The 24,856-nt window shown below is 72.2% G+C and carries 22 protein-coding genes; 11 read left to right on the forward strand and 11 right to left on the reverse strand.

The annotated features are described in order from the left end of the window. The first annotated feature begins 26 nt into the window (after positions 1 to 26). The 4 genes from FRAEUI1C_RS21110 to FRAEUI1C_RS21125 all read left to right on the forward strand — a co-directional run bounded on the left by FRAEUI1C_RS21110 (position 27) and on the right by FRAEUI1C_RS21125 (position 5,033). A complete protein-coding gene (locus FRAEUI1C_RS21110) occupies positions 27 to 1,544 on the forward strand; it encodes an FAD-dependent monooxygenase (protein WP_013425371.1) in 1,518 nt (505 codons plus the stop codon). Continuing rightward, the gene (locus FRAEUI1C_RS21115) at positions 1,541 to 2,578 is read left to right on the forward strand and encodes a 3-oxoacyl-ACP synthase III family protein (protein ID WP_013425372.1); all 1,038 of its coding nucleotides are present in this window, start codon (positions 1,541 to 1,543) and stop codon (positions 2,576 to 2,578) included. Before FRAEUI1C_RS21110 ends, FRAEUI1C_RS21115 begins: the two co-directional genes overlap by 4 nt. 135 nt (positions 2,579 to 2,713) lie before the next feature. Further along, on the forward strand, positions 2,714 to 3,568 hold the full coding sequence (gene mpaM / locus FRAEUI1C_RS36545) for a daptide-type RiPP biosynthesis methyltransferase (RefSeq protein ID WP_013425373.1): 855 nt from the start codon (positions 2,714 to 2,716) through the stop codon (positions 3,566 to 3,568). Between the two features lie 298 nt (positions 3,569 to 3,866). Then, complete coding sequence (locus FRAEUI1C_RS21125) at positions 3,867 to 5,033, forward strand: cytochrome P450 (RefSeq protein WP_013425374.1); 1,167 nt, start codon at positions 3,867 to 3,869, stop codon at positions 5,031 to 5,033. A gap of 169 nt (positions 5,034 to 5,202) precedes the next feature. On the opposite strand, the gene FRAEUI1C_RS21130 is transcribed toward FRAEUI1C_RS21125, so the two are convergent. The 3 genes from FRAEUI1C_RS21130 to FRAEUI1C_RS21140 all read right to left on the reverse strand — a co-directional run bounded on the left by FRAEUI1C_RS21130 (position 5,203) and on the right by FRAEUI1C_RS21140 (position 7,899). Beyond that, the gene (locus tag FRAEUI1C_RS21130) at positions 5,203 to 5,964 is read right to left on the reverse strand and encodes an ABC transporter permease (RefSeq protein WP_013425375.1); all 762 of its coding nucleotides are present in this window, start codon (positions 5,962 to 5,964) and stop codon (positions 5,203 to 5,205) included. 49 nt (positions 5,965 to 6,013) lie between these two features. After that, a complete protein-coding gene (locus tag FRAEUI1C_RS21135; protein ID WP_013425376.1) occupies positions 6,014 to 6,970 on the reverse strand; it encodes an ATP-binding cassette domain-containing protein in 957 nt (318 codons plus the stop codon). Between the two features lie 161 nt (positions 6,971 to 7,131). Continuing rightward, positions 7,132 to 7,899 carry a thioesterase II family protein gene (locus FRAEUI1C_RS21140; protein ID WP_232425068.1) on the reverse strand — a complete coding sequence of 256 codons (768 nt, stop codon included), beginning with the start codon at positions 7,897 to 7,899 and terminating at the stop codon, positions 7,132 to 7,134. Positions 7,900 to 8,219: 320 nt separating this feature from the next. On the opposite strand from FRAEUI1C_RS21140, the gene FRAEUI1C_RS21145 reads away from it, so the two are divergent. Both FRAEUI1C_RS21145 and FRAEUI1C_RS21150 read left to right on the forward strand, forming a co-directional pair. After that, a complete protein-coding gene (locus FRAEUI1C_RS21145; RefSeq protein ID WP_269724421.1) occupies positions 8,220 to 8,948 on the forward strand; it encodes an AfsR/SARP family transcriptional regulator in 729 nt (242 codons plus the stop codon). Between the two features lie 10 nt (positions 8,949 to 8,958). Further along, positions 8,959 to 9,888 carry an acyltransferase domain-containing protein gene (locus tag FRAEUI1C_RS21150; RefSeq protein ID WP_013425379.1) on the forward strand — a complete coding sequence of 310 codons (930 nt, stop codon included), beginning with the start codon at positions 8,959 to 8,961 and terminating at the stop codon, positions 9,886 to 9,888. Positions 9,889 to 9,950: 62 nt separating this feature from the next. On the opposite strand, the gene FRAEUI1C_RS21155 is transcribed toward FRAEUI1C_RS21150, so the two are convergent. Then, positions 9,951 to 12,905 (reverse strand): AAA family ATPase, encoded by a 2,955-nt coding sequence (locus FRAEUI1C_RS21155; protein ID WP_198318613.1) that lies wholly within the window; start codon positions 12,903 to 12,905, stop codon positions 9,951 to 9,953. Positions 12,906 to 13,608: 703 nt separating this feature from the next. Here FRAEUI1C_RS21155 and FRAEUI1C_RS21160 point away from each other — a divergent pair. Further along, positions 13,609 to 14,181: a hypothetical protein gene (locus FRAEUI1C_RS21160; protein WP_013425381.1), complete on the forward strand. Its 573-nt coding sequence runs from the start codon at positions 13,609 to 13,611 to the stop codon at positions 14,179 to 14,181. Between the two features lie 114 nt (positions 14,182 to 14,295). Here FRAEUI1C_RS21160 and FRAEUI1C_RS39685 read toward each other — a convergent pair whose 3' ends face one another. Continuing rightward, positions 14,296 to 14,727 (reverse strand): hypothetical protein, encoded by a 432-nt coding sequence (locus FRAEUI1C_RS39685; RefSeq protein ID WP_013425382.1) that lies wholly within the window; start codon positions 14,725 to 14,727, stop codon positions 14,296 to 14,298. 84 nt (positions 14,728 to 14,811) lie between these two features. On the opposite strand from FRAEUI1C_RS39685, the gene FRAEUI1C_RS39690 reads away from it, so the two are divergent. Next, on the forward strand, positions 14,812 to 15,432 hold the full coding sequence (locus tag FRAEUI1C_RS39690) for a TetR/AcrR family transcriptional regulator (RefSeq protein ID WP_157735000.1): 621 nt from the start codon (positions 14,812 to 14,814) through the stop codon (positions 15,430 to 15,432). A 95-nt stretch (positions 15,433 to 15,527) separates the two neighbouring features. Here the strand turns inward: FRAEUI1C_RS39690 and FRAEUI1C_RS21175 are convergent, their stop codons facing one another. The 3 genes from FRAEUI1C_RS21175 to FRAEUI1C_RS21185 all read right to left on the reverse strand — a co-directional run bounded on the left by FRAEUI1C_RS21175 (position 15,528) and on the right by FRAEUI1C_RS21185 (position 19,431). After that, the gene (locus FRAEUI1C_RS21175) at positions 15,528 to 15,887 is read right to left on the reverse strand and encodes a hypothetical protein (protein WP_013425384.1); all 360 of its coding nucleotides are present in this window, start codon (positions 15,885 to 15,887) and stop codon (positions 15,528 to 15,530) included. 359 nt (positions 15,888 to 16,246) lie between these two features. Continuing rightward, positions 16,247 to 17,008: a crotonase/enoyl-CoA hydratase family protein gene (locus FRAEUI1C_RS21180; RefSeq protein WP_013425385.1), complete on the reverse strand. Its 762-nt coding sequence runs from the start codon at positions 17,006 to 17,008 to the stop codon at positions 16,247 to 16,249. Between the two features lie 134 nt (positions 17,009 to 17,142). Beyond that, complete coding sequence (locus tag FRAEUI1C_RS21185) at positions 17,143 to 19,431, reverse strand: acyl-CoA dehydrogenase family protein (protein ID WP_013425386.1); 2,289 nt, start codon at positions 19,429 to 19,431, stop codon at positions 17,143 to 17,145. 263 nt (positions 19,432 to 19,694) lie between these two features. On the opposite strand from FRAEUI1C_RS21185, the gene FRAEUI1C_RS21190 reads away from it, so the two are divergent. Both FRAEUI1C_RS21190 and FRAEUI1C_RS21195 read left to right on the forward strand, forming a co-directional pair. Continuing rightward, on the forward strand, positions 19,695 to 20,690 hold the full coding sequence (locus FRAEUI1C_RS21190) for an aromatic ring-hydroxylating oxygenase subunit alpha (protein ID WP_013425387.1): 996 nt from the start codon (positions 19,695 to 19,697) through the stop codon (positions 20,688 to 20,690). Continuing rightward, positions 20,687 to 21,556, forward strand: coding sequence for an enoyl-CoA hydratase-related protein (locus tag FRAEUI1C_RS21195; RefSeq protein WP_013425388.1), 870 nt, complete (start codon positions 20,687 to 20,689; stop codon positions 21,554 to 21,556). Before FRAEUI1C_RS21190 ends, FRAEUI1C_RS21195 begins: the two co-directional genes overlap by 4 nt. A 61-nt stretch (positions 21,557 to 21,617) precedes the next feature. Here FRAEUI1C_RS21195 and FRAEUI1C_RS21200 read toward each other — a convergent pair whose 3' ends face one another. Together FRAEUI1C_RS21200 and FRAEUI1C_RS21205 are read right to left on the reverse strand one after the other, a co-directional pair. Beyond that, positions 21,618 to 22,637 carry an LLM class F420-dependent oxidoreductase gene (locus FRAEUI1C_RS21200; RefSeq protein ID WP_013425389.1) on the reverse strand — a complete coding sequence of 340 codons (1,020 nt, stop codon included), beginning with the start codon at positions 22,635 to 22,637 and terminating at the stop codon, positions 21,618 to 21,620. A gap of 213 nt (positions 22,638 to 22,850) precedes the next feature. Then, complete coding sequence (locus FRAEUI1C_RS21205; protein ID WP_013425390.1) at positions 22,851 to 23,675, reverse strand: SDR family oxidoreductase; 825 nt, start codon at positions 23,673 to 23,675, stop codon at positions 22,851 to 22,853. Positions 23,676 to 23,768: 93 nt separating this feature from the next. Here FRAEUI1C_RS21205 and FRAEUI1C_RS21210 point away from each other — a divergent pair, with 93 nt between their 5' ends. Then, entirely contained in the window at positions 23,769 to 24,380 is a 612-nt protein-coding gene (locus FRAEUI1C_RS21210) for a TetR/AcrR family transcriptional regulator (protein WP_013425391.1), read from the forward strand. Positions 24,381 to 24,463: 83 nt separating this feature from the next. Here the strand turns inward: FRAEUI1C_RS21210 and FRAEUI1C_RS21215 are convergent, their stop codons facing one another. Continuing rightward, entirely contained in the window at positions 24,464 to 24,751 is a 288-nt protein-coding gene (locus tag FRAEUI1C_RS21215; protein ID WP_013425392.1) for a DUF1330 domain-containing protein, read from the reverse strand. Between the last annotated feature and the right edge of the window lie 105 nt (positions 24,752 to 24,856).

The raw sequence follows: 24,856 nt of genomic DNA on the forward strand, positions 1-24,856 counted from the left end.
CAGGCCGCGGAACGAAAGGACCCCTCATGGCAGGAAAAGTTGTCGTCGTCGGTGCCGGCCCGGTCGGGCTCATGGTTTCCTGTGAACTGGCGCTGGCCGGCGTGGAAACCGTGACGCTCGACCGCCTTCCGCGACCCCGCGAGGAGTCGATGGGAATGGCCATCAATGGCACCGTCGTCGACCTGCTGGAACAGCGCGGGCTGCTGGCGGAGGTGTTCGACCAGGGGCTGGAATGGCCCGCGGCGCATTTCGCCCACCTGGCGCTCGACCCGACCAGGCTAGCCTCCCCGCACCGGAACAACATGCTGATGCCGCAGACCGTCGTCGAGGCGCGACTCGCGCGCCGGGCGGTGGACCTCGGCGTCGAGGTGCGGCGTGGCGAGGAGCTCGTCGCGGTCGATCAGGACGAGCGCGCCGTCCGGCTGGAGCTGCGCTCGGCGGCCGGACCCTCGTCCCTCGAGGCCGACTACGTGGTCGGCTGCGACGGCGCGGACAGCACCGTGCGCCGGCTGGCCGGCATCGGCTTCCCCGGCGTCGAGTACCCCTTCCACGGGATCGTCGCCGAGCTCGAGTTCGGCATGGACGAGGACAGCGAGCTGTGGCACTACTTCGGGACCCGCGAGTACCCGGCCGGCGTCTTCGCCCTCGCCCCGACGGGTGAGGCCGGGCTGCGGCTGGTCACGGCCGAGTTCGGGGTCGATCCGGTCGACCGCGACGCACCGGTGTCCGTCCCCGAGCTGCGGGCCAGCGTCGAGGCTCTCACCGGCCGGCCACTCGACATCGGCACGCCCCGCTGGATGCGCCGCTGGTTCAACGCGACGCGCCAGGCCGACCGCTACCGGGCCGGCAGGATCTTCCTGGCCGGCGACGCCGCGCACGTCCACTTCCCGCTCGGCGGCCAGGCGCTCAGCACCGGCGTCGAGGACGCCGTCAACCTCGGCTGGAAGCTCGCCTCGGTGCTCGCGGGCACCGGGCCCGAGGATCTCCTCGACAGTTACCACGACGAGCGGCACCCGGTCGGCGCGCGGGCCTGCAGCACGACCCTGGCCCAGGTGGCGCTGCTGCACCCGCTCACGGTGGTGGCGCCGCTTCGCGAGCTGCTCACCGAGCTGTTCGCCTTCGACGAGGTCAACCAGTACCTGGTCCGGATGGTCGGCGGCCAGGACGTGCGGTACCCGATGCCCGACGCCGGGGATCACCCGCTGGCGGGCCGCCGGCTCGCCGACCTGCCCGAGACGACCCCCGTCGACGGCGGTGACGTCACCCGGCTTCTCCAGGACGGGCGCGCGTTCGTGCTCGGCTTCGCGGCGGCGGGGCCGGCGGGCGAGCTGGCTGCCTGGTCCGACCGGGTCTCCTTCGTCGCCGTCGAGCCGCTCCCCGGGGTGTCCGCGGAGGCGGTCCTGGTCCGTCCGGACGGCCGCATCGCGTGGGCCGGCCCGGCGGCCGACGGTGGGCTGACCGGCGCGCTGCGCCGCTGGTTCGGGCCGCCATCCGACCGGCCGGCCGCCCTGGAGACCGACGCCGCCGCGGCAGCCCGCTCATGACCGACGTCGACGTCAACCTTCTGGGGGTGGGCACGGCGCTCCCCGGTCCGCCGATCACCAACGCGGACCTGACGGCGAGGTTCGGCCTGCCGGGCGCCTGGCAGGACTGGATCGACGAGTTCGTGGGGACGAAGAGCCGGCACTTCTCGGTCGACCTGGCCACCGGCGAGCGCCTCTACACGCTCGTCGACCTCGGGGAGCTGGCCGGCCGCAGGGCGCTGGAGGCCGCCGCGACCGACCCGGCCCAGGTCGACCTGGTCGTCATGAGCACCTCGACGCCCGACCAGCTGATGCCGGCGACGGTGAACATGGTCGCGGACCGGCTCGGCATCGACGGCGTGCCGACCTACCAGCTGCAGGCCGGCTGCACCGGCGCCGTGCAGACCCTCGACCTGGCGGCGCGCCTGCTGTCGACGGGCCGGTACCGCACCGCGCTCGTCCTCGGGGGCGACAGCTCGGCCAAGCACTTCGACATCTCGGCGAGCCTGCTCACGATGCCGCCGGAGGTGCAGGTCAACGGCATGCTCTTCGGGGACGGAGTCGGCGCCGCCGTGCTGAGCGCGCACCCGGCCCACGGCGCCGCGGTGCTGCGCCACGTGGTCACCCGGCTGGAGGGCCTGGGGCGGGCGCCCGGCCAGGTCGTCGAGTGGTTCGGCTGGGGGGACCGGGCCAGCGAGCTGCCGCCTGTCTCCGAGGACTTCAAGGCCGTCGAGCGGGCCGTGCCGACGATGACCTGCGAGGCGTTCGAGGAGCTGCTCGCGGTGCTCGGCTGGGCCCGGACCGACATCGACTTCGTGCTGCCACCGCAGCTGTCGGGAAAGATGACGGCGCGCATTCTCGAGCAGCTCGCCGTGCCGTACGCCCAGGACGTCAGCTGCGTGACGGACATCGGCAACACCGGCAATGCGCTCGCGTTCTTCCAGCTACAGGAGCTTCTGAAGCTGCTGGCACCCGGGGACCGGGCCGTCGGAGTCAGCATCGAGGCCAGCAAATGGGTCAAGGCCGGCTATGCCATTGAAATACCCGCTCTCTGATGATTCAGCGCGGGGATTGTCCGGCCAACCGTCGACGGACGATTTAGAACGACCAAAGCCGTGCCTTAGCCGGCCTGACGACCATGTTTTGAGCACGCACGGTCCGCTCTACCAACCCGTATCGGGAGGGCAATGATGTCGGTCTCCGCAGATGAGGTCATGGGAAGCGCCACCCAGGTGGCCTCGCTGTTCGCCGCGAACGGCGTGCAGAGTCTCTATGGTCCGTTCGCGGCCAAGCTTTACCACATGCTTACCAAGCACGACACGGTCGCCGTCGACGAGCTCAAGGCGGCCGTCGCGGGGCGGCCGGGGCCGGCCCTCGAGCTCGGCTGCGGCACCGGCCGTCTCACCTTCCCGCTGCTGGAGTGGGGCTACGCGACGACCGCGCTCGACCTGTCCCCGGACATGCTGAAGATCCTGCAGGACCGGCTGGCCGAGCCGTCGGCCGCCGAGCTCGCGAGCCGCGCCGAGACGGTCGTCGGCGACATGACGTCGTTCAGCCTCGACCGCAAGTTCGGGATCGTGGTCATCGGCGGCTCCGCCATCTGGAGCCTGGACGAGGAGCAGCGCGCCTCGGCGTTCGCCCGGATCAAGGAGCACCTGACCCCGGACGGGCGCCTTTACATCACGGTCGTGAACTTCCCTCAGTCGACGGAGGGCGAGCCGTTCGAGAACATCTTCGTCTTCACGACCGAGGACGACACCTCGCCGCTGCTGTGCACGGTGTTCAACTACGTCGACCCGGTGGAGTCGATCCGGTCGGTGAACATCCTCTGCCAGCGGGTCACCAACGGCATCGTGACCGACACGGTCTTCGGCTCGCAGCTCACCCACCCGGTCGCCCCGGCGGTGCTGGAGAAGGAGATCGAGCGCGCCGGGCTCACGGTGGTCGGGCGGCACACGATCGACGCCGAGGTGTCGCTGCCCAACGCCGAGGCGAGCCCGCTGCGGGCCCAACTGCGCCCGACGCTGCTGGAGGCCTCGCTCTAGGCACCGACCACGCCGCCGCCTGGGCGGCTCGGCGGCTCGGCGGCTCGGCGGCCCGAGCCTCGCCCGAGCCCTGCCGGCCCGGATCCGCCGACCTCAGCCCTCCACGACGGCCTCGTCGTCGTGGAGGGCTGCTTTGGATCGGGCGCCAGACCGCGCCGCCCCGGGCGGCCGCGCCCCACCGGCCCACCCGTGGCCGAGCATGCCGAACCCCGACCGCCGAACCCGACCGCCGGTCCGCGCCACACCGACGTTCCGCGGCCAGCGCCTCTTCCGACGCCTGCCCACGAAGGAGCCAGTCATGGCACTGCTGACGAAAGACGAGATGTTCGCGCAGTACGACTGGGCGCGACCGCTACGCGAGAAGGACGCGTTCCACCGCGGCGAGGACGGGGTGCTGCGGGCCCTGCGCTTCGCCGAGACCCGCCAGATCCTGCTCGACCACGAGCATTTCTCGAACAGCCCGGACGGTGAGACCGGCAACGACACGGGCACGCCGCTGCCCTACAGCGACCCGCCCCGGCACCGGCACCTGCGCTCGCTCGCGGCCACTGCCTTCACCCGCCAGCGGATCGTGGAGATGGAGGTCAAGGTCGTCGAGATGATGACCAAGCTCCTGGACAAGGTCGCGGACCAGGGCGAGATGGACGTCGTGGCGGACCTGGCCTCGCCGCTGCCGACGCTGGTCATCGCGGACCTGCTCAACATCGAGCCGGACCGGCGCGACGACTTCCGGCGGTGGACGGACGCCGCCTTCATCATCGCCGGCCCGATGGCGGGCAAGGACATGGACGAGATTCCCGAGGAGACGTTCCAGGCGTTCGGGGCGCTCTACACGTTCTTCGACGAGATCGCGGAGGACCGGCGGCGCAACCCGGGCGACGACCTGGTCACGGCGCTGACCGTCGCGGAGATCAACGGGGAGCGGCTGGCCGGCCAGGAGGTGCTCGACTTCTGCGCGATGCTGCTGATGGCGGGCAGCCTGAGCACGGCCCACCTGCTGGCCAACATGATGCTTTGCGTGGTGCATCATCCGGGGGTTCTCGACACCGTCCGGGCCCGGCCGCAGGTCGTCCCCACCCTCGTCGAGGAGGTGCTGCGCTACTTCTCGCCGGCGCCGAACTCCACCCCCAGGATCGCGAAGGTGCGCACCACCGTCGCCGGCCAGGTCATCGAGGCCGGCGAGAAGGTGATTCCGGTCGTCGGTTCCGCGCACCGCGACGAGCGGGTGTTCGCCGATCCCGACCGGTTCGACATCGAGCGCGACCCCAACCCGCACATGGGCTTCGGGCAGGGCATTCACTTCTGCCTCGGCGCGCCGTTGGCCAGGATGGAGGCGAGCCTCATGCTGACCATGACCGCCGAGCGGTTCCCGGGGGCGTGGACGATCCCGGACATGAAGTTCGAGGTCAACCCGTCGCCGTCGTTCTGGGCGCCGCCGGTGCTGCCCATGACGTTCAGCCAGTAGGCACTCCGGGCGCCACCCCGTTCGCTCAGGCCGAGGGCCCCTCCGATGGTCGGAGGGGCCCTCTCTTTCTGCCCGGTGCCGGTTCCCGCACGCGAATCGGCCCACCAGGACGAGTCCTGATGGGCCGATGTCGGCCTGCGGAGGCCAGCGGCCTTCCTGACGGCGGCGCTCAGGCGCGCTGGAAGGCCCTGGACGCGAAGACCAGGCACACCACGGCCAGTCCGACCGAGACGGCGGCGCCCTCCAGCATCAGCGTCGTGGCGTAGTTCCCGCGGAACGCCTCCCGCATCGAGTCGATGATGTAGCGGAACGGCATGACCCGCGAGACCCAGTTCAGCCAGCCGGGAGCGAGCGAGAGCGGCAGCAGGATGCCGGACAGCAGCATCGCCGGGACGGCGACGAGGTTCAGCGCCGGCCCGAGCGCGTCCTCGTTCTTCAGCTTCAGCCCGACCCCGTAGGACAGCGACGACAGGCTGACCGCCAGCACGCCGACGATGGCGAAGCTGATCAGGACGCCGGCCACGGGCGCCCGCAGCCCGAACGCGAGCCCGACCAGCACCAGCAGCACCGCCTGTACCAGCAGGACCAGGACGTCGCGCAACACCCGGCCGAGCAGCAGCGACAGCGGACTGGCCGCGGTGACCTTCAGCCGCTCCAGCACACCGGAGCGCAGGTCGATGATGATGCCGAAGCCGACGAACGCCGAGCCGAACATGCCGAGCTGCACCAACAGACCGGGGACGAAGAACTGGTAGGAGTTGCCGGACGGGAAGCCGGAGACGCCCGCGCGTCCGAGCGGTGACAGCAGCGGTCCGAACAGCGCCAGGTAAAGGACCGGCTGCATCAGACCGATGACCAGCCAGGCCGGGTTTCTCAGCGAGATCTTCAGGTACCGCTCGAAGATCAGCAGTGTGGTCCGGGCAAACGACATCGGCTCTCCTCCGGGATGGTGCCGCTACGGATCGTGCTTGGCCTTGCCGTCACGCCGCCTCGTCGCGCAGCGACCGGCCCGTCAGGGTGAGGAAGACGTCCTCGAGGGTCGGGCGGTGCAGCTGGATCGAGCGCACCCGCACCCCGGCGCCGTCCAGCACCTTCATCAGCGTGGCCACCGCCTCGCCGCCCTCGTCGACGGTCAGCCGGACCGAGTCCTCCGCGGCGACCACCTCGCGCACGCCCGGCTGGCCGGTCAGCACGTCCTTCGCCGCGACGGCCTCGTCGCCGACGCCGATGGTCACGACGTCGCCGGAGACCCTGCGCTTCAGCTCCTCGGGGGTGCCCTCCGCGACGATCTGGCCGTGGTCGATGACGAGGATGCGGTCACACAGCGCGTCCGCCTCGTCCAGGTAGTGCGTGGTCAGGAAGACCGTGGTCCCGAGCTCCTCGCGCAGCCGCCGGATGTGGTCCCAGAGGTTGCTGCGGCTCTGCGGGTCGAGGCCGGTGCTCGGCTCGTCGAGGAACAGCAGGGACGGCCGGTGGACCAGGCCGATCGCCACGTCCAGCCGCCGGTGCTGACCGCCAGACAGCGTCTTCACGACCCGCCTGTCGAGATCCGCCAGATCGAGCCGGGCGAGCAGCTCGCTCGCCCGCCGTCGCGCCTCGCGGGCCGGCACGCCGTACAGCCGCGCCTGCAGGACGAGCTCCTCGGCGACCAGCGCGTTGCGGTCGGCTCCGCCGGCCTGGGCGACGTAGCCGATCCGGGCCCGCACCCCCTTCGGGTTCTGGAGCAGGTCCGCGCCGGCGATCTGAGCCTGGCCGGCGGTCGGCCGCAGCAGGGTGGTGAGCATGCGCAGCGTCGTCGTCTTGCCGGCACCGTTGGGGCCGAGGAAACCGACGATCTCACCGGCCTCGACGGTGAAATCGATACCCCGCACCGCCTCGACGGTGAGTTTCTTGGCCCGGTAGGTCTGACGCAGCCCACGCACGTCGATGATCGACATCTTCGTTCCCTTCACAGGCAACTCGCAGAAACTGGCCACAGGGTCGTCAGGGGGGCGTTGGCCGAGTCCCCGACAAGTCGAGCCAAGGCTACGGACTGATCACTCCGTTTGTCAATGATCCGGTCTCTCCAGTCAGGCCCAAAGGCCCGCCGGGAACAACCTCAGCGAAGTGCCGCGAGCCGGCTTGTGATCGCCGCGACGACATCCGTCCGGTGCTCGTCGAGGTAGAAATGACCGCCGGGAAAGACGCGCAGATCGAAGTCTCCCGCGGTATGGCCGGCCCAGGCCCGCGCCTCGTCGACGGTGGTGCTCAGGTCAGCGTCGCCGACAAATGCCGCGATGGCGCACGAGAGTTTCGGCCCAGGAGCCCACCGATACGTCTCGACGGCCTTGTAGTCGCTGCGCACCGCCGGCAGGATCATCCGGAACACCTCGTCGTCCGCGAGCAGCCGGCCATCCGTGCCGCCCAGCCTGGCGATCTCGGCGGCCAGCTCGGCGTCGCCACGGAGGTGGACGAAGCTGGGGCGGTGCCGCGACGGGGCGCGGCGAGCCGAGGCGAACAGCAGGTCGACCTTCAGGCCCGCCTCGTGCTCCAGCCTGCGCGCCACCTCGAACGCGACGACCGCTCCCATGCTGTGCCCGAAGAAGGCCACCGGCCCGTCCACGTCGGCGAGCGGGCCGTCGCTCAGCACGCCAGCGATCTGCCCGGCCAGCTCGGCGACGTCCTCGACCGCCGGCTCGGCCCGCCGGTCCTGGCGGCCCGGGTACTGAACCGCCAGCACCCGGGCCGCCCGCGACAATGCCGCGGAGAGCCCGAAGTAGTAGGTGGCGGAACCACCGGCATGCGGGAAGCAGATTATTCTCGTCGCCGCGGCGGGCCCGGGATGGAAACTCCGGAGCCAAACCGAACCCTCGGTTGAGATCTTCACGCTGTAGTCACCCATCGTTAACAGGCCGCAGCTGTCGAGCCGTCGGCCGAACCCGGGAATTTGCCTGACGGTACCGGCGCCGAGCGCGGGCCGGAACCCCTATCGCGGCCGACCCCGAGTCCCCTATTGATGCGCGCGGACAAAGCGCCGCCGATTTCGGCGCGTTATCGCAGGTAGGTCCGCCGGGCGGAGCCTAGGGGTTGCCGCCCCGTCGGACAGAACCTAGCTTTCAGGCCAATCCGACGCCGCCGGGAGGAGGAACACTGAAGTATCAGATCCTCGGCCCCATAAGACTCGTCGACGAGGACAAGGTCCGTTCTATCAGCGCTCCGAAGGTCGAGACGTTACTGACCGTGCTACTGATCCGCAACAATCAGGTGGTCTCGACGTCACAGCTGATCTCGGAGATCTGGGACGAGCGGCCGCCGCGCCGGGCGACCGCGGCCGTTCACGTCTACATATCCAATCTCCGCAAACTGCTGGGCGACAGCGGCGGCGGGCCGGCGGGCCCGATCGTCACCCGGCCCCCGGGATATCTCCTGCGGCTCGACTCCGAACAGCTCGACCTGACCGTCTTTCAGCGCCTCGTCCGCCAGGGTCGCCAGTCGATGTCCGAGAGCCGTTTCGAGGACGCGGCGCGGACGTTCGACGAGGCGCTGGCCCTCTGGCGCGGTCCCATTCCCCTGTCCAGCGACGGGCCGGTCATGACCGCCTTCTCGGTGGGGGTCGAGGAAGCCCGGCTCGAATGCGTCGAGCTCCGCGTCGAGGCGAACCTACGGCTGGGTCGCCACCGCGCCGCGATCAGCGACCTCTACGGGCTGGTGAACGAGCACCCGCTGCACGAGGCCTTCTACGGCCAGCTGATGCGCGCGCTCTACCTGTCCAGGCGCCGGGCCGACGCGCTCGAGGTCTACCACCAGCTTCGCGAGGTGCTGCGCCGCGAGCTCGGGCTGGAGCCGGGGGCGGCCCTGCGGGAGCTGCAGCGTGCCGTACTGACCGACACGGTCGTCGACGGCGAGCAGCCCGCTCGCCTGACCAGCGGACGATAGGAGCGCGCACATGACGGTCGGATTCTTTGTCAGCCGGGCACAGGAGGAGGTGGACGACGGCAGCGCCGCCTTCTTTGACGCCTACGCCTCGGTCCGGCGGTTCTACCGCGACGTCCAGGACTGGACCGGGCTCGACGCCGACCAGCTGCTGGCCGGCGAGCTGCCCGAGCACCACGCGACGCGCAACGCGGCCCTGGCGATCCGGTCGATCGCCGGGCAGCTGGCCGTCCATGACGTGCTCGGCGAGGCCGGCGTCCGGCCCGACGCCATCCTCGCGCTGAGTCTCGGCATCACGAGCGCGAGCTGCATGGTCGGCTCGCTGAGCCGCGAGCAGATGTTCCGGATGCTGTGGCACCGGCGCCGTATCCCGGACCTGCCGGCCGGCGAGCCCGCGCAGGGAGTCGCCCTGTGCATCGAGCAGCCCGGGCAGGACAGGACCCGGTTCTACCAGGGCCGGGACGACGTCTACCTGGCCGTGGACTTCGGCCGTGTCTCCGACGGCTCCCGGTGGGCCGTGCTCACCGGCTACAAGGCCGCCCTGCAGGAGCTGGCGGCCCAGGAACCAGAAGCCATCATGGTCATGGAACGCGGGACGGCCGCCGTGCACAGCCCGCTGCGCCGGCACGCGAGCGACTTCGTGCGCGCCCACGTCGAGACGCTCGACGTCAAGGACCCGCTCGTCCCGCTCGCGGCATGTCTCGGGCCGCACGCTCTCACCACGGCGGACGAGGTCCGGGAGGCGATCTGGCGCAACCTCGTCGTCACCGCGAGCATCCCCGACGGCCTGGCCGCGACGACGGCCCTCGGGGTCACGGTCCTCGTGGTCCCGGGACCGTCGATGGCCGACAACATGGTCGAGTTCCCGGTTCCGGTCGTCCGGGTCAAGGTTCCGGGCGACGTCGCCGAGGCCGTCGACGCGGTGCGGGAGGCACTTGGCTGAGCTCAGGCAGCACGGGCTCCAGCGGGACGGGCTCCAGCGGGCCGGCGGCGGCGCGGGCCGGCCTACCGGTCCTCGTTCGTCGGCACCGCCCCGGTCAGCTCCTTGCGGCTTCGCACGTCGAGCTTGCGGTAGACCCGGGTCAGATGCTGCTCGACCGTGCTGACCGTGATGAACAGACACGTGGCGATCTCCCGGTTGGAATGGCCGAGCGCCGCCAGGAACGCGACGCGCTGCTCGGCCGTGCTCAGCGCGTCCAGCCCGGCGTTCCTGGCCGGCGCGTCGGAGCCGTCCTCCCGCGCCGGCCGCGTGGCCGGCGCGCCGCCGCCAGGTCGAGCCGGCTCGACGGGCCGGGCGGCCGCGCCGGGAGCCGGGGGGACCATCCCGGCCGCGGCCTTGGCCGGGCGATCCGGGCCGGACGCGACCGGCTGGCGGGGCACGGCCGCTCGGCCGGCGCCCGGGTCGGCCGACGGGACGTCCAGCAACGACTGGACGACCGGAGCGGCGTGGCAGGCGTCGGCGACCCGCATCGCCCGTGACCGCGCGTGTCTCGCCTCGTCGCCGTTGCCGAGCTCGCGGTAGGCCCGGTCGAGGTCGGCGAGCGTCCAGGCCAGCTGCAGCCGGTCGCCCCACTGCGCGAACACGTCGGCGGCCTCCTCCAGCAGCGGAGCGCGGCGCGGGCCGGGGCTCAGCGCGGCCATCAGCCGCAGCGACAGCCCCCGGGACCGCCCGCCGAAGCGCGCGAGCTGCTCCTGGGCCAGGCCGCGGGCCTGGTCGGGATCGCCGAGCCTGAGATAGGCCTCCGCCGCCGCCGTCCGCCACGGCACGAGCGCTGGATGGTCCAGGTCCCAGCTGCGCATCCGGTGGGCGCAGGCCAGGAAGTCCCCCAGCGCGGCCCTGGCCCGGCCGAGCGACAGGTTGTAGGTCCCCCGTGCGTGCAGGTAGTGCAGGCCGAACCGGGTCTCGTACATCGTCTCCGGGACCTTGACCGCGAAGGCCTGGGCGGCGCGCAGGTAGTCACCCATCGCCGTGGCCGTGGCGGCCTGGGTGGCCAGCGGCAGCCCGACGACGACTCCCCACCCGTGGGGCGGCACGTGGGTGAAGGCCTCGTCGACGAGCCGCCGCGCCGCCGGCAGGTCACCCTTGCGGAACGCGAGCTCCGCGCTCACCGCGGCGACCCGGGCGCGCCAGGTCGGTGCCTCCGAGGTCGACATCGTCGCCGCGAGCCGGGTCGCCCAGTAGGACGCCCGGTCGTATCGCTCCGCGAACGTCATCGCGGCGAGCGCCGCGACCGCGGAGTCGACCCCCGCGTCGTCCAGCTCGAGCCCGTCGAGCAGGCGTTCGGCCGCCCGGGACGCCTGCTCGAACCGCCCGGCCACGACGGACTCCAGCAGCATCGCCCGCTCGGAGGTCCTGGCGGGCGGACGTCGCCCGGCGGCGTCCGCCGTGGATACCCCCACGCCCGCGGCGCTGCCCGCGAGGGCACGGCTGCGCTCGGGGGCCACCGAGGGGAACGACATCCACGACCACTCGCGGACCTCCGCGAGGTCAGCCCGTGTGACGTCGGGGCCCGGCGGCGAGGCCAGCAGGGTACCGGCCTCGTCGAGCTGGCCGTGCCACAGCAGGAAGCCGACCAGCTCGGCGGTGTCGCTGCCGGACAGCTGCCCGGCGTGTACCGCCGCGGTCAGCTGGGACAGGTGGCGCGCGGCGGCGGCGGGATTGGCCCGCCACTCCAGCCTCGCCATGCTGGCCGTCAGCTCCGCTCGCCGCGCCGCGTGCCGGGCCGACCCGGCGGCCAGTTCGAGCGCCGCGACGGCGCCCTCCAGGTCACTGGAGGTCGAGGCCTGCGCCGCGGCTTCGACCAGGACCCGCCCGGCCCAGGGCTCGTCGCTTCCACCGGCGGCGAGCACGTGGCGAGCGACGTCGGTGGCTGGCGCGCCCCGCTCGTACAGCAGCTGACCGGCCCGCCGGTGCAGGCGCGCCCGCTCGCGCGGCGGCAGGTCGTCCAGCAGCGCGGCGCGTGCGGCCGGGTGACGGAACCGGGCCCCGTCGAGCACTCCCATGCTCGTCAGCCGACGAACGGCCAGCTCGACGACGGGCGTGTCGAGATCGAGCACGCGGTCGAGACCGGTCGCGTCGCCGAGCACGGCCAGCCCGCGCGCGACCGCCGCCATCGGCGCGGCCCCGGCGTTCACGCAGGCCAGCACCGCCTGCGTGTACAGGTCACTGGCGTGTAGGTCTTCCGGAAGGCTCGGCCAGGCCGGAACGTCGCCCTGGACGTGGTCATCGTCGAGCAGGGCGCGAAGGAAGAGCGGGTTACCGCCGGTCGCGGCGCGGTACGCCCGGGCCGCCGTGCTCGGCGGCGGCATACCGACGTGCGCGCGGACCACCTCGGCCACGCCGGCGGCCGAAAGCGGGCGGACCCGCAGGCGACATCGGTGCGGCATTCGCAGTAGCTCGGACCGGAGCGCGGAATGGCCTGGCCAGGCGTCCGCGGACTCGGAAATGACGAAAAGCGTCCGACTGGGCCAGGACCGGCGCAGGAAATAGAGCAGCGCCTGCCGCGACAGCGGGTCGGCGAAATGCACGTCGTCGACGCCGATGAGAACGGGCCGCCCTTCGGCCACGCGCCGCAGCTCGGTCCACAGGAGGTCGAGAACCGCCGCCTCGCGCGGCGCCACCGGCTCCTCTCCGGTCACGGCGCGGGTCCCGTGTCCATCCCGATCGCCGTTCACGCCGTCCTGTAGCCGGCGGGCCAGCTCGGCCATCGTCGGGGTCCCCGCCGGGCTGTTCGACAGCTGCGCCAGAATCCCATAGGGCAGCGAGCGTTCCGAGGAGGAGCCCACCGCGGTCAGCAGAACCGCGCCGGCCTGCGCGGCCTGCTCGGCGCAGGCCAGCAGCAGCTCCGACTTGCCCATGCCGAGCGATCCGCTGATGACGATCAGGCCACCCAGCCCATGTACCAGACGATCGAGAAGAGACGTCAGGCTCGACAACTCACGGCCGCGTTCGACCAGCACCACGAATCCTCCGTGTTTCGCGTGAAGCCCCCGCTTCCACTATCATCAAGGAATCCGCGACGGCCACAGCGCCCACTGGCGACGCGTTTCGGTCCACTAGCTTTCAGCTGACGTTCCGACGGTTCCGTCGCGGCTCGCCGAACTGCCATCTCGATGCGCCTCGAACCAAATCGACGGCAACATAACATGCCACAACGCACAGGTCCGGGACATGCGACGGAAGGGTCGTCTTTCCGCCTGCTGACAGCGAATCATCTGCCTCCGGGGTATGCGGTCATGACAAAATGGCCGAGGGGATGCTTGCCATCGTGACGCCGGATTCTAAAGCGCGACTAAGGCCGATCACGACGCCGGAGTGATCGACGGCGGCGGACCTCACGTGCCGTGGCCACGCCGGCCTCGACCCGGGCGGCGACCCCCAAAACGAGGCGGTTCAGCGCTTATCACAGTCCACCGGAACCGCAGAAAGGGAAGACGGATACCCGACTCCGTTTCATTCCTGCGGTGATGATCTGTTACCGGAGGAGGATGTGCGATCGCGGGCCGATCCGCGCCCGACGGCGCCAGCGGGCCGGGTCCGCGTACAACGCCGCCAACTACGATCACCTCACGGCGACGTCGCCGCGCGAACCTCGGCCGAGGCGGCGCTAGGTTGACGCCAGGGGACCTGCCAGCGGCACCGACGCGACCCGAGGGGGACGGCGTGCGGGAGCGGAACGCCTTCTGGATCGATCATGACTACGACCGGGCGCAGTCCAGCGACCCCGTCGGCCGCTACGCCGCGTACGTGGCGGCGAACAGCGATCTGTTCCGCCCGACCCTCGAGGACATCGCGCCGGTCCGGTTCGCCTGCCTGGCCTGGGAGCTCGCGACGCAACCCCGGCTGAGCCCCGGATTCGTCCGCTGGCACAGCCGGATCCTCGACGCCTCCTGCCGTCAGGGCGACTGGGACGGTGGCCTGGACGCCCAGATTCGGATGGTCTCGCCGCGGCCGGGGCAACTCAGCGCGTCGCGCGTCTGGGAGCACGACCGCGGCTGGCGCGACTGGCCACAGGTCTTCGGCCAGTTCGTGGAACCGTCCCCCGAGCGGACGGCCGCGCATCCATACCTGCGCGCGGTGCTTCTCGCGCAGACGCCCCTGCCGGTCGCCGAGCTGCCCCCGCTGCCCGCGCACGACAAGGACATCCCGCAACACGCCGAGCGCGCGGTGAGCGTCATCGTCCGCGAGCTCAACGACCAGCTGAACCCGATCCTGCGCAGCCTCGACGAGGCCTAACGCCTGCCCCACGAAAGTCGACCCGGCGCGGTGATCGCCGTTTCCGCCCGCTCGTGGCGGTGATCAGCGCTCCCCACAACCACCCGGGGGCCAAACCCACGATCACGGCCCGGGTCACGACGCGGGCAGGCCTGGCGTGGAGCGGAGGATCCGGGCGGCCAGGCAGGCGGCCGCCAGGGCCGCGACCAGCGGATGGATCACTCGGTCGCGCATGTCGACCGGGATGGCGCCGACCAGGATGGTGCCGCTGACGGACGCTTCGAGCACAGCGGCCGCGGCATACGTCAGTCCAATCGCGACGACGCAGAAGACCCGCCGCCGCGGGAACAGCAGGCCGCCGGCGGCGAGCGCCACCATCGCGAGCTGCCAGACCGAACGCCAGCCCGTCCCGGGCGCCGTCCAGCTGGCTCCGGCTCCGAGAGTGGCCACCGCTCGAACCCCGAAGACCGCGACCACCAGCAGGCAGAACCAGACGGCCGGGGAGCGGAGCGCCCCGCGGCGGCCGGCGGGGGTGGACAGGACCTCGTGGTGCCCGTGGTCGGTCATCGGCGCCCTTTCCTTCGTGACTCGCGGATCTCCGCGGATCGCGCTACTGCCGGTATGGCATTAGGACCAACCTATAATGCCACGGTGGCAGTAGATGCGGGAGGGCCTCCCGAGCGCAGGGTGCGGCGAACTCCCGCCGTGGCGCGGCGGGAGATCCTGGAGGCGGCGCGCGCGGTCCTCGAGGGCGGGCAGGCGGCCGACTTCACGGTTGCCTCCGTGATGAGCCGGACCGGGATGACGCGCAAGACCTTCTACGTGCACTTCGCCGACCGGGCCGAGCTGATCCGCGAGCTGGTCGCGCCGTTGCGCGCTGACCTCGACGCCAGCATGCGGCGATGGTCCGGCGCGGCGGACCCGCTGGCCGCCGGGTCGGAGGCGCTCGCCGAGGCCGCGCGGATGTACACGACGCACGCGACGTTGCTGCGCGCCGTGTGGTGGTCCGCCGCCGAGGACGCCGAGGTGGATCGGGCCCGCACGACCCTGCTGGAGCCATTGGTAACGGTAGGCGCGAAGCTTCTCGCCGAGCGGCGCGGATTCGACGGCGGACGGGCGCGGGCCGTCGCTCGCGCAATGGCCACGATGAACGTGCACGTGTTGTTGTCACTGGGCCCGACGCCCACCGACGCGGAGATCAGCGCGACAACGGACGCCCTGGGCGAGGTCTGGACCAGTGTCGTCCTGCGTGACGACGCAGCCCGGCGGTAGCTAGATCAGGCACCGCGCGGCAGCGAGGTGCGCCGACCGAGCAGTCTTGCGCGAGCGCCCGGGGAACGGCCGGCGGGTGGCCAGGACCGGCCTCGCTACCGGTCGGCGGCCCATACCGGCCCGCCGTCCGGAGGCAGCGCTCGCTCGCTGATCGCCTCGTCGAGGGCCGCGCGGGGCCTGGGCAGGCGCGCCGGCAGGGGCGCGGCGAGGCCGGCGCGGTCCGGGGCGGCGACGGCGGCGCCACGGGAGAGGTCTGGCTGATCGAGCAGGGCCAGGTTGCTGTCCGCGAGCGCCACGATCGAGCAGGGCCAGCGGCCTCCGCAGCCGGTGCAGACCCCGTCGAGGTCCGCGTGGGTCCGCATGGCGCGTAACGCGGTGGACCGCAGGCGCTCCAACGAGCCCTCCACCCAGGAGCCGGCCCCGTCCGCCGCCAGGCTCCGCACGGGCTCGGTCATGCCGAACCCTCCGGCACCAGGCCGGCGGGCGCGGGGCGGGAAACGCGGGCGGCGGCGTGTGCTGTTCGCCCGCGCGACGGCGCGCCATTTCTGCCGATCCCCATCAGACTCCCCAGGTCAGGTCAACCGGCCGCGTCCGGGCGTGCGCCGCCGCGTCCTCGGGCCTCCGCCCGGCGAGGTGGCCGGTCCGCTCGCGCGTCGCGCATGCTGTCCTCCTTATCGAAACAGCCCGCGCGGAGGCAGCGAACAGGAACCCCCAACAATCACCGCCCCGCCCCAGCTCCGTCATTCTCCCGACTGGGAGGATTTCACTCGCCTCATACTGACTACCTGGCCTGTGAAAACTCCCGGGCGCCCGACTACCGACCGGTCCAGACCGGCGGCCGCCGTTCGGCGAACGCGATGGCGCCTTCCCTGGCGTCGTCGCTGCCGAAGATCGGGCCGATCAGCTTGTGGAAGCGGTTCAGCTCCTCGGGGTCGGTCCCGCCGGCGACCGTGCGCATCTGCTCCTTGGTGAAGCGCACCGCGAGCGGGGCGTTGGCGGCGATCCGCTCGGCCAGCTTCAGGGCCTCGGCGCGCACCTCGGACGCCGGGACGACCCGGTTGACCAGCCCGAGCTCGTAGGCCCGGGCCGCGTCGACCGGGTCACCGGTCAGGCCCAGCTCCAGGGCGAGCGCGAGCGGCAGCCGGCGCGGCAGGTTCAGGATGCCGCCACCCGCGGCGACCAGGCCCCGCTTCACCTCGGGCAGGCCGAACCGGGCGCTGTCCGCGGCGACCACCAGGTCACAGGCCAGCAGCAGCTCGAACCCGCCCGCGACGGCGGGGCCGTTCGCCGCGCCGATGATCGGTTTCGGGTACAGCCGCTGAGTGAAGACCTCCAGGCCGGGACCGCTCTCGGCGAGCTGGGTGCCGCTCGACGCGAAGGCCTTCAGGTCCAGGCCGGCGCAGAAGACGTCACCGGCTCCGGTCAGCACGATCGCGGCGACCGTGGCGTCGTGCTCGGCGTCGGTGAGCGCCCGGCCGATCCCGGCCATCGTCGCGCCGTCCAGAGCGTTGCGCTGTTCCGGGCGGTTGAGCGTGACGATCAGCACGGCGCCCTGCCGCTCGACGAGGACACTCACGAGTTCTCTCCTTCAGCGCTGCGCACGCCGCGCGGCCGGCTTCGCGGCCACGCGGCACGGGCACGGCGTCGCCGACCCCCATCCTTTCTATATCTCTAGATATTTCAGGTCCAGCGGTTCGTCATGACGCCCGGTCAGGCCTGGGAGCGGGTGCCCTGGCGCGTCTTGGGGAGTCCGAGGCGCTGTTCGGCGACCAGGTTGCGGGCGATCTCGGTGGTGCCGCCCTGGATGGTCACGACACACGAGTGGCGGGCGGCCCGTTCGATCTCGCCGTCGGCGGCGGGCGCGACCACGCCGTCGGTGGCCGACGCCCGCGGGATGCCGCCCAGGCCCGCGACGTCCTGGAGCTCGCGGCTGGCCCGCTGGTAGGCCGTCGAGGCGAACAGCTTCGCGATCGTGCCGGCGACCGCGGGAGACTGGCCGGCGACGTTCAGCCAGGCGGTCCACTGGGTGAGCAGGAACGCGGCCTCGGCGTCGGCGCGGGCCCGCGCGATCGCCGTCAGCACGGCCGGGTCGTCGCCGGGCCGTTCTCCGTCCAGCCAGCCTCCCGCCGGGCCGGGAACCCGGGCCCAGGCCGTCACCGCGGCGAGCAGCGGCTCCAGCATCGCGGTGCTGCCCATGACACCGCGTTCCAGGCTCAGCCCGACGGCCATGACCCGCCAGCCGCCGTCGACCTCGCCGATCCGGCAGGAGTCCGGGACGATCACGTCGTCGTAGAAGACCACGTTGGTCCGCTCGTCGGCGATCGTGTGGATCGGCTGGATCGTGATCCCCGGGGTGTCCAGCGGCACCAGGAACATCGTCAGGCCACGGTGTTTGGGCACGTCGGGGTTGGTGCGGGTCAGCAGGAGGCAGTGCGCGGCGGTGTGCGCCAGCGTGGTCCACATCTTCTGGCCGTTGATCCGCCAGGCCGACCGTGCGTCGTCCACGGGGACGGCCCGGGTGCGCGCGGACGCGACGTCCGAGCCGGCGCCCGGCTCCGAGTAGCCGAGCACCGCCGTCGCCTCGCCGGCCAGCAGCCGGGGCAGCGCCTCGGCCCGCAGCGTCGGGCTTCCGAGCTGGTCGAGCACCCCGGCGACGATCATGGTGGTGCCGATCCCGTGGTATGGGGCGTCGGCGAGCTCCAGCTCCCGGAACAGGGCGCCCAGCTCGAAGGGATCCCTGGCGGCGCGCTCCCCCGGCGCCGACGCGGCGAGCCAGCCGCGCTCGGCCAGCGCCCGGTGCAGCGCGGGCACGTGCACGGTGCCGGTCCGGCGTGCCCGCGCGCGGACCTCGTCGGTGAGCCAGGACCGCGTGAAGGCCCGCACCTCGGCGGCGAACGCCGCGACGGCCGGGCTGTGGGCGAAGCCGGGCCCGCCGTCGGTCTGGGCCGCCGTGGCGGTGGGCGGCACGTCGGCCGCGGCGTCGCCGGCCGGGCCGTCGACGAGGTCGCGGCCCAGCTCCCTGGCCAGGGCGCGTGGGGCGCCGGCCAGCGCCGGATAGGCACGGGCACGGCGGAAGAACAGCTGGGCGTCGTGCTCGACGGCGACCCCGAGCCCGCCGTGGTACTGCACCGCCCGCTCGGCGGACTGCCGGGCGGCGTCGGTGGCGAACAGCGCCGCCATGAACGCCAGCTGGCGACCGTCGGCCCCGGTCACTGAGGGCTGCCCGCTCTCCAGGCTCCAGGCCGCCTCCCGGGCCAGCAGCGCGGACGCGTCGACGAGTCCCGGAAGGTCGGCGAGGCCGTGCTGGACGCCCTGGAAGGAGCCGACCGGCACCCCGAACTGGACCCGCTCCTTCACCCACCGAGTCGCGAGGCCGAGCGCGCCGTCCGCGAGACCGGCCAGCCAGCCGGCCAGCAGGACCAGCCACTCCGCCCGCGCCCGCGCGAAGGCCGCCACGGCTTCTTCCCCGCCGAGCACGATGGCACCCGCCAGGTCGCGGTCGGCGATGGGCAGGTCCCCCTGATTGGCGGTCGCGGCCGGCGGCTCACCGCGCTTCGCGACCACCTGCCCGTCGACGACCGCCAGCACCAGGCCGGCGACCGCACCCGCCGGAACCGCCACGCCTAGGCCGGCCCGCACCCGCGTGGCCAGCGTCGCGACCAGCTCACCCGCGACGACGGCCGGCAGGTCAGGATGGCCCGGCGCCAGGGCGGCGAGCAGCCGCGCCGCCGCGACGTGCTCGGCGAACGGCACCGGCGCCAGCACGCGGCCCAGCTCGACCGCGGCGATCACCGACGCGTGCAGGCCGGCGCCGCCGCCGTCGTGCTCCACGCCGACCGCGAGCCCGGGCAGCCCCGCCGCGCATAGCTCGGCCCACAGCTTCGGGTCATGCCCCAGCGGCTCGGCGGCCCGCGCGGCCGCGAGGCCCGGATGACGGGTGAGGACGGCCTCGACCAGGTCCCGCGCCGCGGCGGACGCCTCATCCAACGACAGGTCCATCAGTCTCTCCCGAGGTCGGCCGCCTGCCGGGCGACGGATCCGGCGCCGTCCGTCCGACTGGACGCCCGGCACTTAAGATCTTTATATATATTATCCGTAGCGGGCGCCACCCCGGCGAGATTCGCAGGTCAGCCCACCTGCCCGTCCGTCCCTGCCGAGGAGCACATGACCGGTCCAGCTCGCTCCGGCGCGGTCGCGACGTCCTTGCCACCCCTCCGAGCTGGTGTTAGATAAATCTAGAGCTTTTAGTGAGGGGACGTCGGATGAAGGTTCCGTTCACCTGGAAGCCCACCGGCTGGTTCATGGTCGGCTGGTCGGGCGAGTTCGCCACCGGGGCGGTCCGGTCGCTGCGGTACTTCGGCGAGGACCTGGTCGCCTACCGGGACGACAACGGCGAGCTTCACGTGATGCAGGCCCACTGCCGGCACCTGGGCGCGCACCTCGGGCACGGCGGCAAGGTCAACGGCGACTGCATCGAGTGCCCGTTCCACGGCTGGGGCTGGGGACCCGACGGCCGCAACCGCTACATCCCGTACCAGGACAAGCCCAACCGTGCCGCCCAGCTGCGGGTCTACCCGGTGCGTGAGCAGTACGGCTGCGTGTTCGTCTGGCACCAGCCCCAGGGCGCGGAGCCCGGCTGGGAGATGCCGGACATCTTTCGGATCTTCCCCCAGTACGAGACCGACCCGGGCGCCTACTACCCGCCCTACCCGGCCATGTCCCGCAAGATGGAGCGCGAACCGGTCCACCCGCAGATCCCGGGCGAGAACGCCGCGGACAGCATGCACTTCCGTTACGTCCACCACGCGACCGTCACGCCGGTCCTGGTCGACTGGCAGGCCGACGACCACGGCTGGCTGTTCGAGACCGGCTGGCCCGACAAGCGCAGCGACGACCCCGCCGCCATGGCGCTGAACATCCACAGCTACCTGTTCGGCCTCGGCGGCGCGATCAGCGCCTTCGCCGGCTCGACCAACTACCGCCTGATCTTCGCGACCACGCCCGTCGAGGACGGCTCGTCGGACATGTTCTACTCGATCTGGTGGCCCCGCCTCCCCGGCGACGAGTCCGACACCCCGCCGCCCGACGTCCTCGAACGCATCGAGAAGGAGTTCCTCTCCACCCTCGACGACGACCTCGAGATCTGGCGCTACCAGGACTACATCGACCATCCCGTGCTCGCCATCCAGGACGCGAAGCCCTACATGGCCTACCGGCGCTGGGCCACCCAGTTCTACGAGCTCCCGCCCGGCGCATGACGCAGACTCCCGCGTTCGAGGATGTCCGCCTGGAGATCGAGGACCCCGTCGCGGTCGTCACGATCGACCGGCCCGGGAGCCTGAACGCCTTCCGGGGGCAGACGCTGCGGGAGCTTCGGGAGGCGTTCTCGCTCGCGGAGCAGGATCGCCGCGTGGTCGGGATCGTGCTGACCGGCGCGGGCGACCGGGCCTTCTCGGCCGGCCTCGACGTCTCCGTCCTGCAGGCCCAGGTCAGCGGCGGCCCTGACGCCGCGCGGCGGCCAGCGGACGAGGGCGGCTGGGGCGGGCCGTTCCCCGGGTCCCCCGCCATGGCGGACATGGCGCGGATGCTGACCTGGCCGCTGGCGATCCGCAAGCCGGTGATCGCGGCGGTGAACGGGGTGTGCGCCGGCGGGGCGTTCCTGCTCGCCGCGGCCTGCGACCTGCGGTTCGCCGCGGACACGGCGGGGTTCACGACGGTGTACTCCCGTCGCGGCCTGATCGCGGAGCAGGGCGTCAGCTGGCTGCTTCCACGCCTCATCGGGCCGGCACACGCCCTTGACCTGCTGTGGACGTCCCGCCTCGTCCCCGCGCCGGAGGCGCTGGCCATCGGCCTCGCGCAGCGCGTCGTCCCGCCAGAAGGCCTGCTGGACGAGTGTCGCGCGTACATCGCCCACCTGGCCCGGGTCGCGTCGCCGTTCTCGATGATGGCGTCGAAGCAGCTGGTCTACCAGCACCTCCAGCAGGCGCTGGGCGAGGCGGTCGACCAGGCCGACGCGCTGATGCACGAGTCGTTCGAACGCTCCGACCCCGTGGAAGGGGCGCTGTCCTTCTTCGAGCGCCGCGACCCGAGGTTCGAGCGCCTCGACGTGCACCGAGCCGACTGACCCGGCAGCGGGTGGGCTCATGGCCTCGGCTGCCGGCTCCTCGGCGGGCCGCGGTGACCCGCTACCCGGCGCGTGGCCCCCGCACCGCCTCCAACACGGCTGTGACCGTCTCCGCGGGGGTGCCCTCCGGAAGGCTGAACATGAGGCGGTCGACCACGCCCTCGAAGCGCTCCCGGACGCGGTCGGCGAGCGTGTCGAGCGGCCCGACGACGGCGAAGGCATCGAGGACCTCGTCATCGATCAGCTTGCCCATCGCCGCCCACTCCCCCCGCAGGGACAGCGCCCGCAGCTCGGTCTGCAGCTCGCCCCAGCCGTGCAGGTCGAGCACGCCTCGGTACGCGGGGGTCGAGCCGTAGAAGGCGATCCGCTGGCGCATCGCGTCGGCGGCGACCTCGACCTCGGCCGCCGTGCGCCCGGTGGCCACGAAGGCCGGGTAGCAGACCTGGACATCCCCGCGGCCCCGGCCGGCTCGGGTGAGACCCTCCGCGAGCGCCGGGAGCGTCACCTCCTGGAGGTACCGGCGGGTGGTGAAGGCGTGGGTGTGCATACCGTCCGCCACCTCGCCGCACATCCGGGTCATCGCCGTCCCGACCGCGGCCACGAAGATCCTCGGCTGGCCGTAGGGGTGCGGCTCGGGGACGAAGGTCGGCGTCATGAGCGTGTGCGTGAAGAACTCGCCCTCGAACCGCAGCGGGGTCCCGTCCTGCCAGGACGCCCAGATCGCTCGCAGGGCCAGGATGAACTCCCGCATCCGGCTGACCGGCTGGCCCCAGGGCATGCCGAAGCGCTTCTCGATGTGCGGGCGCACCTGTGAGCCGAGGCCCAGGACGAACCTGCCCTGGGAATACGCCTGCAGGTCCCAGCCGAGCTGCGCGACGGACATCGGGTTGCGCGCGAACGCCACCGCGATACAGGTCCCGATCTCCAGGCGCGACGTGTGCTCCGCGGCGAGCACGAGCGGCAGGAAAGGATCATGGTTGACCTCGCCGCACCACGCGCCGTCGTACCCCTGCCGCTCCAGCGCGGCCGCCGTGGCCGGCACCCGCGCGAGCACGGATGGCAGCCCGCCGTCGATTCTCATGACGCCCGACTCTAGCCGCGCCGTCCCGAAAAGTTTAGATATATCGACCGACGGCACCGACAGCAAGATCGTCGTTTTCGCCCTCGCGTGGTTGTAACCGGGGCGGTTTTGTAACCACGCGAGGGCCAAAACGACGATCAAGCCAGCGGGCCGAGGACGAGGCCAATCTCGGGCCGGGGCCGGGGCCGGCAGTCCTGTCGGGGGTGGCGGGAGCTAGCCGAGGGCGCCGGTCAGGATGGCGGCGACCGAGCCGCCGTCGACGAGCAGGTCGATGCCGGAGATGAAGCTGGCGGCGGGGCTGAGCAGGAACGCGGCCGCGGTGGCGATGTCGTCGGGGGTGCCGAGCCGCTTGGCGTTGGAGGCGTCGATCATCATCTGCATGAGGGCGCCGTTCTCGCTGGCCAGCTCGGCGGTCCCCATCGGGGTGGCGATGACGCCGGGGCTGATGGAGTTGATCCGCGCGCCGCGCCCGGCCCAGGTGGTGCTCGCCGCCTGGACGCGGACCTGGTTGGCGCGTTTGGCGAAGCCATAGGCCTGGCCGCTGTCGGGGAACCGGTCGGGGCTGGCGGCGGTGAGCGCGAGCAGCTCGGCGGCCGGAGTGGTGGCGAGCTGGCGGGCGACGTCCGGCGGGAGGGGCGGGGTCAGGTGCCCGGCCATGCTGGAGATCACGATGCCGGCGCCGCCGGGCGCGACGACGTCCGCGAACTCCTCCAGCACCAACGCGACCCCCAGCAGGTCCACCGCCAGGACCGCGGCCACCGGAGCCTGGACGGGAGAAAGGCCGGCGGTGTGCGCGACCGACCGCACCGGGCCCAATAACCCGGCCTGCTTCGCGAGGGCCACGACGGACTCGGGTGACGACACGTCGACGACGGCCGTGGCGACGGCGTGGCCCTCGGCCTCCAGCGTCTCGGCGGCCGACGCCAGGGCGGCGTCGTTGACATCGGCGATCAGAAGCTGGGCGCCGGAGCCGATCCGGCGGGCGATCGCCAGGCCCATCCCACCGACACCGATCACTACAGCGACATCGCGTTCCATGATCCGCCTTCTTCGGGTACGGCCGACCACCTGTCGGCCTATTGGACGTCAGGTGTCGATTAACAGACGTGTGTCGGCCAGTATCCTGATGAGGTGGCTGCCCGGCAACCCCTCGATCGCCGGTCCCGCCGGTCGCGCGCGGCGATGGAAGGCGCGCTGTTGACGCTCGTCGGCGAGCGGGACCTGGCCCAGATCACGGTCTCGGACGTCACCACCCTGGCCGACGTCAACCGCACCACGTTCTACCTGCACTACAGCGACGTCCACGATCTGGCCGCGAGCGCCTGCACCGCGATGTTCGACGAGATGATCTCCGCGTCGCCGGTGCTGATGCCCGACGACTCGCCCGACGAGCACCGTCGCGCCAGGGAGGCGCTGGCCGGGGTGCTCGCGCACGTCGGCGACCGGGCCGACCTCTACCGCGCTCTCCTCGGCGAGGACGGAAGCGCCAGGGTCATCAACTACCTGCTCCAACGGCTCACGATCGCCGTCCACGTCAACCTCACCGAGCCGGACGCCGAGACCCACGCCAACGACCCGGCCAGCCTCCCCGACGACCCCGCCGCCGCCCTGTTGGCCGGCGCCCTCCTCGGCCTCGTGATCGACTGGCTACGCCGTGGCTGCCCCGAGACTCCCGAACAACTCACGGCCAGCGTCTGGCCCCACCTCGCCAGGACCGCGGCGGCGATCCTGCCCTCCGGCTAGGCCGGCGCTCGAACAGTCGCCGGACCCCGCGCGAGGCCGCGATCGGCGTGGGCCAGCCCTGGCCGCATGGGTCCGCTCAGCCGCTACACACCCTCGACGATGCGCAGGTCACGGATGGCGCCGCCGTCGAGCGCGGCGAGGGCCTCCTGGTAGGCCGCACTGTCGTGGGCGGCCTGGGCGGCCTCGACCGACGGGAACTCGATGAGCACCGTGCGGGTCTCCTCCCCCGCCTCGAAGGTCTGCGCGGGAAGACCTCGGGCCAGGAACCTGCCACCGCCGGCGCGCAGGGCCGGGCCGGCCAGCTGCGCGTACGCGGCGACCTTGCCCTCGTCGACGATCTCCTTGTACACACTGATCCAGTAGGCGCTCACCCCGCCATCCTGCCCGCGGACGGCCCACCGTGGGTCGGGACCGTCCCGGTGTGGTCACCGTCGCGGCGCGGACGCCCTCGTCGCCGGTCGGACCCTGGATCGTGC

It is taken from the genome of Pseudofrankia inefficax, assembly GCF_000166135.1.
In the GTDB taxonomy this organism is placed as follows: Bacteria; Actinomycetota; Actinomycetes; order Frankiales; family Frankiaceae; genus Pseudofrankia; species Pseudofrankia inefficax.